Raw genomic sequence first — 14,768 nt, 5'->3', positions numbered from 1 at the left:
GACTTCACGTGGGAACCTTGATGGCTAGGGGCAAAAGCCCCTACCATTAAGCAAATATTCTATTTTTTATAACCTGTATGTTTAATCGGCAAGGACCTACGTGGTTCTCCGTCGATACGACGATACGCATTTGCAATAGCCGGTGCAATCGGAATGCTAGAGATTTCGCCAATACCTTTAGCACCGTATGCATATTGTTCTGGTGTCCCTTTTTCGATAAGACTTACATGAATTGGAGGACATTGGGTAGCTCTAAGAAGTCCTAGCGTACCGTATTTAGATGTTACATACCCTTCTTTATAAGGGAAGTCTTCTGTAACGGCATACCCCATTCCCATAATGGCACCACCTTCGGCCTGACCTGTACAGGATTGAGGGTTCACTACACGGCCTACATCGTATGCTACATGTAAATTAGCAACCTTATTGTCTTCACCGATTGTTGCTACACATGCACCATAACCATAGGCAACATGATTTTTTGGATGTGGTTTATCAGAATTGAATGGATCTGTTTCACCGAGGAACTCTTCATAAATCTCTACACCATTCAGTTCTTCTAATGTTTTAGTATCTAACATTTCTTTTAATCGAAGACTTGCTTTGCGAGTTGCTTCACCGGTAAAGAGTGTTTGACGAGATGCAGTAGTTGTACCAGAATCTGGTGTACGTACTGTATCAGGTCGTTCTACAAATACTTTATCCGCCGTTAAGCCTGTTGTTTCACAAAGTACTTGTGTTGCCATAGTAGCCATGCCTTGACCAATACAAGCGGCACCCGTACGAATACGAACTTTACCATCACGTACTTCTAAAATAACGCGACCCGTATCAGGTAATCCTACACCAATACCACTATTTTTCAAGCATACCGCAAGACCGGTACGGTTAGATGCATAATATGCGTCTTTTACAGCTTCCAAACATTCTACTAAAGCGGTTTCTTTGGAACAAATTTGGCCGTTTGGTAATGAGTCACCAGGGCGTACAACATTTTTGTAGCGGAATTCCCAAGGATCCATGCCTACCAACGCAGCTAATTCATCAATATTTTGCTCTTGACCAAAGATAGTTTGTGTTACGCCAAACCCACGGAATGCACCACCAGGAACAGTATTTGTATAAACACATACACCATCAAAGGCAAAATTATCAAAGTGATAAGGGCCACAAGAATGAGTACCAGCACGTTGAAGTACAGGACCACCTAAAGATGCATACGCGCCACAATTAGAAACGATATTTACCTTACTTGCTACCAGATTACCTTCCGCATCACAAGCTGTTGTAATATCCATTTCCATCGCATGACGTTTAGTATGAATATTGAGACTTTCTTGACGGGAGAAAAGTACCTTAGTTGGTTTTCCTGTAAGCCAAGCTACGAGTGATGCATGATGTTGTACGGTCATATCTTCTTTACCACCAAAGCCACCACCTACGAGCATACTGTGAACCTTTACAGCCTCATTCGGAATACCAAGCATACGAGCAACTTCACGACGATCATCATAAACATTTTGGCTACCTGAATGCAGATGAATTTCATCACCCTCACGATATGCAACGGCACATTCTGGTTCCATAAATGCATGGTCGGTTTGAGGTGTGGAATAATGATTTGTTACTACAAAAGCAGCCTCTGCAATAGCCTTATCTACATCGCCACGAGATAATGTTTGACGAGATAATACATTTCCCTCTGGATGTAACTGAGGAGCATCTGGTTTTAGTGCTTCCAATGGATCTAGTACGGGTTCTAATTCAGTATAATCAACTTCAACTAGAGCCAATACTTCGTCTAAATATTTCTTTTCTGTAGTTGCAACAAGTGCAATTGCATCGCCTACATAACGTGTAATATCACCTTCGGCGATAAGTACATCCCAATCCGGTACTAAATGACCAGTCTTATTGAATGGTACATCCTTAGCAGTCAATGCCGTTACACATGCTGGATGTTCAAGAGCTTTAGACACATCAACACGATCAACTCTAGCTCGTGGGTATTTAGAACGCAATGCTTTGGCATAAATCATGCCATCCATATAGATATCATCAGAGTATTGTCCAGTACCTAATGCTTTTTCCTCAGTATCTACACGGTGTAAACGAGCGCCTACATTACCATTTGTATCCTTTTCTGGAACTGGTAAGTTCTCACGGAACATTTTTGCAGCTAGCATAATGCCCTCTTCAATTTTTACATAGCCTGTACAACGGCAAATATTACCTAATATCGCCTTTTTAACATCGTCAGGTGTAGGGTCATTATTTTCGTCAATCAATACTTTTGCACTAATAATCATACCTGGTATACAGAAACCACACTGCACCGCTCCGCATTCACCAAAAGCATAGGTGTATACTGCTTTTTCTCGTTCAGATAAACCTTCAATCGTGACAATTGATTTACCATCTAATTGAGATAGTTTGCTTACACAAGCCTTTGCTTTTTTTCCGTCTATAATTACTGTACACGTACCACATGCACCAGCACTACAACCTTCTTTAGTGCCCGTCAACTTTAAATCAGCTCGCAAGAAATCAATTAAACGTTGATCCTCTTGAACCTCATATTGGGTGCCATTCACTTGAAAGCGGTACATATATAGCCCTCCTCTCATTAAGGAATACATTCACCAAGATACGATTCTGTTAAGGATCCATCTTGTACCACATGGTGACCTCTAAGGATAACATCTCGAACCTTGCCAGTTACAGATATTCCTTCGTAAGGTATATAGTCAGCCTTTGTATGGGCGGACTCTTTTGAAAGCATATGTTCTATATGCTTATCTACAATTGTTATATCCCCATCACTACCTACAGCTAATGTACCCTTCTTGGGATACATGCCATATAGCTTTGCTGGGTTTTCACTAACTAATTTCATAAAATCTACAGCGCTCATATTGCATTGGTTAACCAACACATCATAAGCAATGATGCCCCGTTCTTCGGCTCCAGGAATACCTCCAGGAATTCGGGTAAAGTCATACCGACTCTTTAATTTTTGATCATTAAAGGTAAAGCTACAATGGTCGGAACCAATGGTTTGGAATACACCATTTACTAGTGCATGCTTCAATGCCATTTGATCTTGTATCGTTCTAAGTGGAGGACTCATCACATATTTAACCCCTTCAAAATCAGGTAATTTATATCGTGATTCATCAAGCACCAAATACTGTGGACATGTTTCACAAGTCACTTGATGTCCTAATGCCCGCTCACGTAGAACTTCATCTACGCCTTCTTTAGAACTTACATGCACAATATGCACGGGATACTCTAATGCAGCACCAATTGTACTAAATCGCTTAATCGCTTCCGATTCAATCATGGCCGGTCTTGTGAGTGGATGATTGTCTACATCTAATTCACCACGTTTACGTTTATCTGCTACAAAGGCATCGATAAGATCACCGTTTTCACAGTGAGCCCCTACAAGCGCACCCGTTGGTTTTATAGCTTCAATAGCATCATAAATTTCTCGATCTGTTAAACGGAAGCCATACGCTAAGTACACTTTAAAGGACGATACACCAGCTTCTACAACCTTTGGTATTTCATGAGATACCTCTTCATTCATTTCTACAAGCTCCATATGGAATTTGTAGTCACAGGAGCAATGCCCTAAGGCACGCTCCTTATGAACTTCTAACCCTTTACAAAGGGATCCATCCTCAGGAGAAGCAAAGTTGATGATTGAAGTAGTGCCGCCAAGAATAGCAGCCTTTGTACCACTATCAAAATCATCTGCAGTAGACGCCAAGGCATTTGTCATTTGAAAGTGTGTATGAGGATCAATAAATCCAGGGAACACATAGCAACCTTTTGCATTAAGAACTTTTGCCCCTTCTGGAACAGAAAGGTATTCATCAATGGCGACAATTTTGTGGCCATCAATTAATATATCTCCGGTAAGGATTCTGTCAGTTAAGACCAATTCCCCTTGTTGTATGATAATCATGATACATAGTACACATGCTCTTTACAGAAGGCATGTACAACTCCTTTCAATTCTTCAGGTAATGCATCAATGTCACATACTGCTTCTTCACCTTTAAAGCGATAACCACAGCTAGTGCCTTTGATGTAGAAACCATCATTTGTACTATCTGCTAAAGCTTCAGCATTGTGGAAGAATGTAATGCGATCCTTGTATGGTTGACAAGGTTCTACGCAATGACACGCACAGTTACCACATTCATTACAGCTTTGATCAACATGGATGATCAATTTAGCATCATTTACAGTAACGACTTCATTACATCTATTAGGACATACGCGAACACAAGCACCACAAACAACGCGGCAGTGGTAGTCAGAACTACGTGTACCTGGGAAGGATGGCATTGCTTCACGTTTTTTCTTCATTGCATCGCTCTTCTTGAAGATTTTGTTCTCAGCGATGTCTTTAGCGAGTTTAGCTATAAGTTCTTTATGAACTTTTAAAGCAGCATTGTAATCAGTAGATTCCACTTCGTCTGCTAAGCCTTTGAAAGTATTGTAACCTTCACCTTGTAGAAGAATTGTACATACTGTTACAGGCCAAATACCACAATCAAAGATAGCTTTAATATTTTGTTTTACAGCACCACCGCTATAAGACATAGGTAAACGTTCGCCGAATTGAGCACTTAAAAGCTCAGCTACACCAATTGTTACAGGTAACAAGGATTTACCAGACATGTACATTTGCTCGCCTGGCAATTCATTGTTGTGAATTTGTACAGGGAATGTATTTGTCAATTTAACACCGAAAATCTTATTGTGTTTTTCACCAAGAGCAATAAGACGCTCTAACATTGGAACAGCCTTATCGAATTGAAGGTCAACTTCAAATTGATGATCTTCAAAGTCAATGTACTCAAAGCCAGCGTTATCCAATAATTCTCTAATGCGTTTTGGACCTAACAATGTAGGGTTGCATTTTAAGTATAGGTGAAGACCTTTTTCACTGATAAGGTACGAACAAATGGATTCGATTTCTTCTGCTGGGCAACCGTGCATTGTGGACAATGTAATTGCTTGGCAAAGTTCATCACTAATAGAGTTGATATAATCAGCATCAATATGCTCAAATTCATCTACATGGTCAAGACACCATTGTTTACATGTATCCCACATAGGAGATTGAGATGCATTTCGCATTGTATTGATGAATTTATCAACCATAGGGCTCTTAATACCAGCCAAGTTATAGCCAACACTCATGATGAATAAAAATCCATCTGGATCACCTAATCCTAATTCTTTAGAGATTAATTTCAATGCGAACCAAGCTTTAATGTATTCATCAGCAGCTTCATCACAGCTATATTCAGAAGACCATTCTACGTTATATGCTTCGTCTACAGAGTAGATACAAGGTCTAGGAATACCTAGTTCTTCACCATACATAATTTGTACGGTTTTTAATTCAATGCAACGAGCACCAGCTACATAGGATGCCACAATGTTTTGTGCCAACTGTGTATTAGGACCAGCTGCTGGGCCTACAGGATTTTCAATAGATTTACCAAAGATAGATAAGCGTTGATTATGATTCGTACGATGAATTTTATTTACATTGTAAATACGATTGTACATCTTGTACTCAGTCATAATGTGGTTCATCAAATTTCCGAAACTTACCGGATACATAATGTCACTCATAATGTCACACTCCTTTAAAGCGTTTGCGTTATGGGTTTAGTCGTTTCCATAAACCTTTAGATGTTGCTAAAACTTCGTTCATTACTTCAGCTTTATCAATGCCTTGTAATTTACGATCAATCATGCGTGGTACACCATCACTAATAGTTGTTACCACATACATACCATTAGCACCGAATAGTAAATGACCATTGATGTTGTTTTCATCAAGTGGTGTTGGTGCTGCGTAATCAAGAACAATTACGTCAGCTGCAGCACCTTTTTTAAGGATGCCTACCGTAGTATCGAAGAATTCATTAGCCATTTTGCGGTTGTTTTCAAATAGCATATGAGGTACTTCGCCCCAGCCTACATATGGTTTATGTTGCTCATGTTTCACGAGACAATTCGCTACTTTATAAGATTCGAGCATATCATTTGTATAACCATCTGTGCCAAGCCCAACAGTGATCCCTGCATCTAATAGTTTTAAGATATCTGTCGTGCCTACTGCATTACCCATGTTACTTTCTGGGTTATGTACAACCTTAGCTTGAGATTTTTTCAATAATGCCACATCTTCGTCAGTTACGTGTACACAGTGACCAGCGATGCTCTTAGGGCCTAAAATACCTGCCTCTACGAGCCGTCTAACAGGTGTCATGCCATACTTTTCTTTACTATCGGCCACATCTTCAGGACCTTCTGCAACATGAACATGATAACCTAATTGATCTTCATTGTGAGCTTTCACATAGTCTAATGTATCAGAGCTTAGTGTGAAAGATGCATGCAAGCCCATCATGGCAGCAAGTCTAGATGAATCTTGCTTAGCTTCTTTACCAAAGCGTACGTTTTCTACAACAGCGGCCTTCATTTGATCTACACCATTGCGGTCAGACACTTCATAGCATAAACAAGAGCGAACGCCAAATTGTTTAGCTACATCTGCAATGATGGATAAACTGTTAGGCACTTCACCATAACTTGCATGATGGTCAAAAATAGTAGTTACACCATTTTCTATACAGCCTAAATACGTAAATAATGCACTTGCTTTTACATCAGGAGCGGTCAATTTATTATCTAAGTAGAACCAAAGTCCTTCCAAGATTTCACCAAAGTTAGTCGGTGCTGGACCTGGCAATGATAAACCTCGTGCAAGAGCAGAATAAATATGGTGATGTGCATTAATGAAACCTGGCATAATTAGGCCACCATGAGCATCAATGATTTCTGCATTTACATACGTTTTACATAATTCATCATATATACCAATATCAACAATTTGAGTCCCGTCGATAGCAACAGCACCATCATAAATGATAGGTCTATCAGCATCGCGAGTAATAACAGTACCTTTTCCTAATATAATCATGTGGGCACCTCCTCAACGATTCGTTGAAATGCATACTTATAAACTTATATGTTATTATAATACGATACGTGTGCCTGTTTTTCCTGCTATACCATCTTTAGATTTCTCTAATAATGTGATAATTGAAACACGGCCTTTTTTGGATTCTGCAAATGCTATAGCGGCTTCTACCTTTGGTTTCATCGAGCCTTCTGCAAACTCACCAGCTGATACATATTCTTTAGCTTGTGTAACAGTTATTTCATCAAGCCATTTTTCATTTTCTTTACCAAAGTTAATGGCAACCTTTTCAACAGCGGTTAAAATAACGAGAACATCAGCATCAATTTCTTGGGCCAATAAACTACTAGTCCAGTCTTTATCAATAACAGCAGCCGCACCATGAAGTTCATTACCTTCTTTAGTTACTGGGATACCTCCCCCACCACAAGCAACAATTAATTGTTTACCTACTAAACCTTTAATTGCTTCTAGTTCAATGATTTCTTTTGGTGCTGGAGATGCCACCACACGACGATAACCACGTCCCGCATCTTCTTTTACCACATAATCGTAATTCTTTTCTGCGTATTCAGCTTCTTCCTGAGTCATAAAGTGTCCAATTGGTTTTGTAGGATTTTGAAAAGCTGGGTCATTTTGATCAACAAGTACTTGTGTAACCATAGTCATTGTTGGCAAATCTTTTATACCACGATTTAAGAGCTCTTCGTGAAGAGCATTTTGTAAGTCATAACCAATATAAGCTTGGCTCATTGCTACACATACAGATAATGGAGTGTTTGGTTGACCTTCTACTTCACGAGTCAATGCAGCCATCGCATTGTTGATCATACCAATTTGAGGTCCATTACCATGTGTTACCACTACATCACAATCAGCTTCTACTAAATCAATAATTGTTTTAGCTGTACTTTTTACAGCAATTTTCTGTTCTGGTAAGGAATTGCCTAATGCATTTCCCCCTAATGCTACTACAACTCTCTTTTTCATGTTATGCCTCATAACAAACTATTAAGAATAAAAGGAGCCATCAATACGGATGGCCCCTAAACTTTACTTTACGGTTGAACTCGTTCGGTTCCCTTCCGTTCTAATTCTTTTAAGGTTTCTACAGGATTTTTAAATTTGCTAAGGAAAATCATAGCTGCAATAACATATGGTTTGTAGCTTGCTTCCTTATAAAGAGGTATGCGGTAGCGATCAAATACTGTTGCATCTACTTCGCCTTCTTCACAACTTACACCTGTAATATCTGCTGGTAAGCAATGTAAGTAAAGAGCTTTGCCGTCCTTTGTGAGACTCATCATCTCTTCCGTACATGCCCAATCTTTATGTTTACCATTTTCTTCAAGAAGAACTTTTTCTAATGCTTTAATACCTTCATGATCATTTTCACCATACAGTTTTGTACGTTTTTCCATTGCACCGAATGGAGCCCAGCTCTTAGGATATACGATGTCTGCATCTTTGAAAGCATCCTTCATGTCGTTAGTTCTACGGAATGAACCGCCGCTAGCTTCAGCTTGTTTCTTAGCGATTTCTTCAACTTCCGGCATTACTTCATACCCTTCTGGATGTGCTAATACAACTTCCATACCGAGACGAGTGAATAAGCCAATAGCACCTTGAGGTACGGATAAAGGTTTACCATAAGATGGGGAGTATGCCCAAGTCATAGCAATCTTTTTGCCTTTAAGGTTTTCTACACCGCCGAATTCTTTGATGATATGAGCTGTATCAGCCATGATTTGTGTAGGATGGTCGATATCACATTGTAGATTTACAAGTGTTGGGCGTTGCTCTAATACACCATCTTCATGACCTTCTTTAACTGCATCGGAAACTTGATGCATATAAGCATTGCCTTTACCGATATACATATCATCACGAATACCGATAACATCTGCCATAAAGGAAATCATATTAGCTGTTTCACGAACTGTTTCACCGTGAGCGATTTGAGATTTGCCTTCGTCTAAATCTTGAACTTCAAGACCTAGCAAATTACAAGCGGAAGCAAAGGAGAAGCGTGTTCTTGTAGAGTTATCACGGAATAAAGAAATGCCAAGACCGCTGTCAAATACTTTAGTAGAGATATTGCGTTCTCTAAGAGCACGTAATGCATCAGCTACTGCCCATACACCTTGCAATTCATCATCAGATTTTTCCCAAGTTAAGAAGAAATCTTCACCGTACATTTTACTAACGTCTAATTTTTGTAAAGTTTCAATACTTTTATTGAAGTCTGTCATCTGTAAGTCCTCTCTTTCAATTCCCTAAAGGGCTACTTAGGATCTAACTTTATACGATGCCTCATCAAATAGTGAGGCACTATATGAAATTCTAAATATCAACTATTTTCCAGTTATTCCGTTTATATTAAATCTAATTCAATGTATGTGATATTAATTTTTGCAATATACGGATGGTAATAATGCATATACAGCAGCACATGTTACAAGATCTTGTTTCCATGTAATTTCGTTAGGTGCATGTGCTTGTGCTTCTGCACCAGGACCGAAGCCAATGCATGGAATGCCATTACGGCCCATGATAGATACACCATTTGTAGAGAATGTCCATTTATCAGTTAATGGGCGAGCTTTACGCATTTCAACTGTATCTTCTGCACCAATACGTTCGTTGCCATATAAGCTAGTGTATGCTTCTTCCAAAGCTTCTGTTACTTTATGATCTTTAGGAATTACCCATGTTGGGAAGTAGCATTCGATTGGATAGGTTAAACCAGTCCAAGATGGACGAGCATATTCATACATGGATACTTTCGCACCATATTCTTTAACATGTGGTAACGCTTCGATTTCTGCCAAGCAACTTTGCCAAGTTTCACCAGCAGTCATACGACGATCCAAGGAAATAGCACAGGAGTCAGCTACTGCACAACGGCTTGGAGAAGTATAGAAAATTTGGGAAGTAGTTACTGTACCGCGACCTAAGAAGCGAGCTTCTTCGTAATGGTCAGGGTTAAATTTAGGGTCAAGCATTTTAACAAGGCCCTTAATTTTTGTGCTTTCATCAGCAGAGTTAGCATTTAATTCACGGATGTCTTGAAGTATATCTGCCATTTTATAAATTGCGTTATCACCGCGTTCAGGAGCAGAACCATGGCAAGATACGCCTTGTACGTCTACGCGGATTTCCATGCGACCACGTTGACCGCGGTAGATACCGCCATCAGTTGGCTCAGTGGATACTACGAATTCAGGACGGATATTGCGTTCTTTAATCATGTATTCCCAGCAAAGACCATCGCAATCTTCCTCTTGAACTGTACCTACAACAAGTACACGATATTTATCACTTAGAAGTCCTAAGTCTTTCATAATTTTAGCGCCGTATACAGCGGATACAATACCACCCAATTGGTCAGATACGCCACGGCCACCAATTTTAGTTTCATCTTCGAAACCATCATATGGATCAAAATCCCAATTGTCACGATTGCCAATACCAACTGTATCAATATGTCCATCAAAGGCAATGAGAGTTTTCCCTGTACCCATATATCCGAGAATATTCCCCATAGGATCTACTTCAACTTCATCAAATCCTAGGTCTTTCATTTCTTGTTCTATACGTTTTACATGATCTTTTTCTTCAGCACTTTCACCTGGAAATGCTACGATCTCACGTAAAAATTTTGTCATCGCTGGGCCATAAGTTGCCGCTGCTTGTTTAATTGCTTGTAAATCCATAATTAATGCCTCCTAACGATCTTCACCATACCACATAATATTTTTATATCTTTCAGGATCCGTATCACCTTCAGTGGAGAAACAGAGTACCTTTGAAGACGCATCTAGTTCTAACTCTTTCCGTAAATCTTCATATTCCGGCATCGTCATAATTGCCATTACAAGACCTAATGGAACTGCACCAGACTCACCAGTAGTAATTGGAGTATCGCCTTTAATTGGTGCACCACCAACGCGCATGCCTAAACGTGCTACCCAGTCAGGCGCAGAAACGAATACATCTGCATGATTTCTTAAAATATCCCAAGAAACCGTGTTCGGTTCACCACAAGCTAAACCTGCCATAATTGTTTCTAAATCACCTTCTACGATACGAGGTTTACCATCATCAGCTACAGCGCCTTTGTATAAACAAGCTGCTGCTGCCGCTTCTACAACAACTAATTTAGGTTTTTTAGCCACATTGCGGTATAGATTAGTGAAGTAACCCACTACAGAACCGGCAAGGGAGCCTACACCAGCTTGTACAAATACATGTGTAGGAACTTTACAATTATCAGCTTCTAATTGATTTGCTGTTTCCATAGCCATTGTGCCATAGCCTTGCATAATCCAGTTTGGAATTTCTTCATAACCCTCCCATGCAGTATCTTGAACTACAACACCGTTAGGAACTTCTTTAGACTTTTTAGTTGCTAAGCGTACACACTCATCGTAGTTGAAGTCTTCGATTGTTACGGTAGCGCCTTCGTTTTCGATTTGTTTTCTACGATATTCTGTAGAGCCCTTTGGCATAAATACTACAGATTTTTGACCTAATTTATTGGCTGCCCATGCTACACCACGACCGTGGTTACCATCAGTTGCAGTAAAGAATGTAGCTTGACCAAACTCTTCTTTTAATTTTGCAGATGTTAATACATCATATGGTACATCCTCAACAGCTTTACCAGTTTGTTGCGCCACATATTTTGCCATCGCATAGGAACCGCCTAATACCTTAAATGCATTAAGGCCAAATCGGTAAGATTCATCTTTTACAAAGAGTGCATCAACACCGATATGAGATGCTAAATTCTTAAGCGATACAAGTGGAGTAATGCTATATTGTGGAAAACTTTCATGAAACGCTTTAGCTTTCTTAACCTCTCTAACATCCATAACGGACAAAAACTTGTCACTTGATGGTGCCATCGTATTACGTTTCCACTGAATTCGTTCCATATTTGCCTCCTAGGATTCTTCCTTTACAGTATTTAAATCACTATAAAGAGTAAACTTAGAAATATTAAAATACTCTGCTATCTTCTCAGAAGACTTCGAGATAAGAAAAGCCCCTTTTTCGTTTAAATAGGTAATAGCTTTTAAGCGTTCCACCTTATTCATCAATGGTCCTGGTTTACCAACTATACGTTCTACGTCTAGTAATAAATCATCTAATAGTTCCGATACACTCGTCGTAATTTTTTCAACAGATCCTGCATCTTCCTGACCTGTATTGACCAGACTATCCAAAAGCCGATGCATCAAAACAAACTCTGTTATATCTTGGTTAATCCCCAACAAGTATGCTATACGACCTGTATCATCACGAATATACATGGTAGAAGATTTTAATATTCGGCCATCTTTAGTTTTTGTGAGATAACCAAATCTACCCTCGCTACCATCGTCATGACTCAGCACATCTAAAACCACATGCGATGGACCATCACCAACATGTCGATTAGTTATAGTTCCATTCTCAATATATACAAGAGACGAATTGATATCCCCTTGTAAATCATGAATCAATACTTCACAGGATGGGCCAAATTGCGCCGCTAATCCATGGGCTATGACTTTTATTCGCTCTAATGTACTCATTGAAATAACCCCTCTTCCAATGTCATTGGTTAATCTTTCCAGTTTAAATTACGCCAGCCCGGTTAATAGCTAATATAAAATTAACCCTAACTATTTTTGTATCAACCTAAATTTTTGTTAGGTTCTTTAACTAAATTATAGGACTATGTGTACAAAAATGCAATATAATTATGCATTAAAGTTATTTATAATAATACGCTTATATACACAAATAGAAATAAAGATAAATAAATATTATGATTTTCATCACATTTACTTAATGATATTAAAATTTTTAATGACCTTTGCTTTATCATATCAATCATAAGTACATGAAAAAAAGGCTGTAATAACGAATTATCGTTATTACAGCCTTTTTATTATTAACTATTAGTATTTATTTAGTAGTTGAAATCAAATTAAGCATTTGCTAATGTTTTACCTAATTCTTGGCATTGTGCATTACCATCATCATCAGGTTCGCCCAAGATTGCTACGCCATCAGCTACTAATTCGCCACCAGCATCTTTAATTCGAGTGCCCCAGTCTTCCAACCAAGTGCCACCCCAACCATAGGAGCCAAAGATCGCTATTTTTTTACCACTCAACTTGCCTTCTAGTTCAGTGTAGAATGGTTCAAATTCGCCTTCTTCTAATTGTTCTGCACCCATATCAGCACAGCCAAGAGCTAATTTTTCATAAGCTGCTGCTTCATCAACAGATACTTCAGAAACGGATTTTACTTCAACTTCTTGACCTGCAGCTTTAATACCTTCAGCTACTTCATAAGCCATGCGTTCTGTATTGCCTGTACCGGACCAAAAAATTACACCAATCATCTTGTACCTCCTAGGCCGTTCTTGCGACCAATGAACTAAATGTTTTTCCCAACATCAATTGAGTTTGACAAAATTCACGACATGCTTTGTAACACAAGAAAGAGCGTTGCGCATTTACCACATCATGGTAAACCTTCCACTCTCCGCACATTCGGTATCCTCCACCACGATAAGAAATAAAACATTTCACATCCTTTAATGGGTAACCTAAAAAAATGCCGATTTCATGTGGAAACTCAATGCTTACTTCCATACGATATCTAAGATGTTCAAGCATCTCCATAATGCTCATTCGATCATGATAACCGTAGGCTTTCAAAAATAACATCACCGCAGGTTGGCGTACATAGTCTCTTAATTGCTTCTCACGGAATACCAATAATAGTCTTCGCGCTTTACAACGACATAATTCAAAGAAGAACAATCCTTTTTCATTGAACGCTTTATTATACTCTATCAATACAAATTGGATTTGTTCATTCATGTCCCGTGGAATAGAAACCAAGTTCGATAGCTTAATACCTCGAATTGCCGGTGCACAATGATATCCAATGATATGGTCAATTGAATTCATCATAATAGTACCTGCCTGTTGCACATCGTTAGAATTACCTCTAATGAGAATAATTCCTATAGGCTCATAGTACTCTTGATGAGAAAAATTGTCAAGAATAATTGATATATATTTTCAATAATTATTTATTATTTGGTATGTAATAAACCTTTAACTTTAGGGAATACAACACTATCATTAGCTTCATCAACAGCGATTAAATGAGCATTTGGTCCTGTATATTTATCTTCAGAAATACTAATATGTAATATCTCATTATAAGAATTATTATTATCTACACTTTTATATTTCAATGTACCTTCATAGGCATTGCCTTGTTTTACTAATGGATTTATTACCGTAAAAGTGCCAAGCGCAGGGCTCTCACCCTTGTTAATAGCAGCGGCCAATGCACCAATTGAGGAAGAATCTGTATTCATATGTTTTGCTTCACTCATACGACCAGATAATTGTTTACCTAATACAACATTAGCATAAACAGCATATCGCATTTCGTTTTCTGTTTTAATATTTAATGTATATACATCTGCAGAAGATACACCTGCTTCAAGAAGTACAGATTTAACGTCTTTTTTCCCTTCCCCTGCAAATAATGCTTTAGGGTTGTTTTGATACATAGTAACACCTTCAGGCAATTTAACACCTTGATATGTTACAATTTGACTTCTATTTAAAATGGACTTAATGTTCGCTGCGGAACCCGTAGCAGGTATAGATACCAACACAGCCGCTACCGTAGCAAGTAGTACTATTTTTTTCATTTTTCTCCTCAT

General features: G+C 38.7%; 12 protein-coding genes. All 12 read right to left on the bottom strand.

All coding sequences use genetic code 11. The annotated features are described in order from the left end of the window. Positions 1 to 59: 59 nt before the first annotated feature. The 12 genes from xdh to NE668_RS00505 all read right to left on the bottom strand — a co-directional run bounded on the left by xdh (position 60) and on the right by NE668_RS00505 (position 14,756). Positions 60 to 2,609 carry a selenium-dependent xanthine dehydrogenase gene (gene xdh / locus NE668_RS00560; RefSeq protein WP_227037101.1) on the bottom strand — a complete coding sequence of 850 codons (2,550 nt, stop codon included), beginning with the start codon at positions 2,607 to 2,609 and terminating at the stop codon, positions 60 to 62. A gap of 17 nt (positions 2,610 to 2,626) precedes the next feature. Next, positions 2,627 to 3,976, bottom strand: a complete 1,350-nt coding sequence (gene hydA, locus NE668_RS00555) for a dihydropyrimidinase (protein ID WP_227037102.1) — start codon at positions 3,974 to 3,976, stop codon at positions 2,627 to 2,629. Further along, a complete protein-coding gene (locus tag NE668_RS00550) occupies positions 3,973 to 5,664 on the bottom strand; it encodes a selenate reductase (RefSeq protein ID WP_004696531.1) in 1,692 nt (563 codons plus the stop codon). The genes hydA and NE668_RS00550 overlap by 4 nt, the downstream gene beginning before the upstream one ends. A 28-nt stretch (positions 5,665 to 5,692) precedes the next feature. Next, positions 5,693 to 7,021, bottom strand: a complete 1,329-nt coding sequence (gene ssnA / locus NE668_RS00545) for a putative aminohydrolase SsnA (RefSeq protein ID WP_227037103.1) — start codon at positions 7,019 to 7,021, stop codon at positions 5,693 to 5,695. Positions 7,022 to 7,075: 54 nt separating this feature from the next. After that, positions 7,076 to 8,011, bottom strand: coding sequence for a carbamate kinase (gene arcC / locus NE668_RS00540; protein WP_004696535.1), 936 nt, complete (start codon positions 8,009 to 8,011; stop codon positions 7,076 to 7,078). A gap of 68 nt (positions 8,012 to 8,079) precedes the next feature. Next, a complete protein-coding gene (gene ygeW / locus NE668_RS00535; protein ID WP_004696537.1) occupies positions 8,080 to 9,273 on the bottom strand; it encodes a knotted carbamoyltransferase YgeW in 1,194 nt (397 codons plus the stop codon). 153 nt (positions 9,274 to 9,426) lie between these two features. Then, positions 9,427 to 10,737, bottom strand: coding sequence for a YgeY family selenium metabolism-linked hydrolase (locus NE668_RS00530; RefSeq protein WP_012864620.1), 1,311 nt, complete (start codon positions 10,735 to 10,737; stop codon positions 9,427 to 9,429). A gap of 12 nt (positions 10,738 to 10,749) precedes the next feature. Beyond that, on the bottom strand, positions 10,750 to 11,961 hold the full coding sequence (gene dpaL / locus NE668_RS00525; RefSeq protein WP_227037104.1) for a diaminopropionate ammonia-lyase: 1,212 nt from the start codon (positions 11,959 to 11,961) through the stop codon (positions 10,750 to 10,752). Between the two features lie 9 nt (positions 11,962 to 11,970). Beyond that, entirely contained in the window at positions 11,971 to 12,603 is a 633-nt protein-coding gene (locus tag NE668_RS00520; protein WP_227037105.1) for a helix-turn-helix transcriptional regulator, read from the bottom strand. A gap of 398 nt (positions 12,604 to 13,001) precedes the next feature. After that, entirely contained in the window at positions 13,002 to 13,421 is a 420-nt protein-coding gene (locus NE668_RS00515) for a flavodoxin (RefSeq protein ID WP_004696544.1), read from the bottom strand. 10 nt (positions 13,422 to 13,431) lie between these two features. Further along, positions 13,432 to 14,019 (bottom strand): DUF3793 family protein, encoded by a 588-nt coding sequence (locus tag NE668_RS00510; protein WP_008714331.1) that lies wholly within the window; start codon positions 14,017 to 14,019, stop codon positions 13,432 to 13,434. Between the two features lie 104 nt (positions 14,020 to 14,123). Continuing rightward, the gene (locus NE668_RS00505) at positions 14,124 to 14,756 is read right to left on the bottom strand and encodes a hypothetical protein (RefSeq protein WP_227037106.1); all 633 of its coding nucleotides are present in this window, start codon (positions 14,754 to 14,756) and stop codon (positions 14,124 to 14,126) included. Between the last annotated feature and the right edge of the window lie 12 nt (positions 14,757 to 14,768).

The sequence above is a fragment of the Veillonella parvula genome, from assembly GCF_024461875.1.
In the GTDB taxonomy this organism is placed as follows: domain Bacteria; phylum Bacillota; class Negativicutes; order Veillonellales; family Veillonellaceae; genus Veillonella; species Veillonella parvula_I.
The sequence above is the reverse complement of the archived record's forward strand: the minus strand, read 5'-3'. Positions and strand labels throughout refer to the sequence as shown.

Coding starts and splice junctions, on each gene's coding strand:
- xdh (WP_227037101.1), bottom strand. CDS start 2,609: ATGTACCGCTTTCAAGTGAATGGCACCCAATATGAGGTTCAAGAGGAT.
- hydA (WP_227037102.1), bottom strand. CDS start 3,976: ATGATTATCATACAACAAGGGGAATTGGTCTTAACTGACAGAATCCTT.
- NE668_RS00550 (WP_004696531.1), bottom strand. CDS start 5,664: ATGAGTGACATTATGTATCCGGTAAGTTTCGGAAATTTGATGAACCAC.
- ssnA (WP_227037103.1), bottom strand. CDS start 7,021: ATGATTATATTAGGAAAAGGTACTGTTATTACTCGCGATGCTGATAGA.
- arcC (WP_004696535.1), bottom strand. CDS start 8,011: ATGAAAAAGAGAGTTGTAGTAGCATTAGGGGGAAATGCATTAGGCAAT.
- ygeW (WP_004696537.1), bottom strand. CDS start 9,273: ATGACAGACTTCAATAAAAGTATTGAAACTTTACAAAAATTAGACGTT.
- NE668_RS00530 (WP_012864620.1), bottom strand. CDS start 10,737: ATGGATTTACAAGCAATTAAACAAGCAGCGGCAACTTATGGCCCAGCG.
- dpaL (WP_227037104.1), bottom strand. CDS start 11,961: ATGGAACGAATTCAGTGGAAACGTAATACGATGGCACCATCAAGTGAC.
- NE668_RS00520 (WP_227037105.1), bottom strand. CDS start 12,603: ATGAGTACATTAGAGCGAATAAAAGTCATAGCCCATGGATTAGCGGCG.
- NE668_RS00515 (WP_004696544.1), bottom strand. CDS start 13,421: ATGATTGGTGTAATTTTTTGGTCCGGTACAGGCAATACAGAACGCATG.
- NE668_RS00505 (WP_227037106.1), bottom strand. CDS start 14,756: ATGAAAAAAATAGTACTACTTGCTACGGTAGCGGCTGTGTTGGTATCT.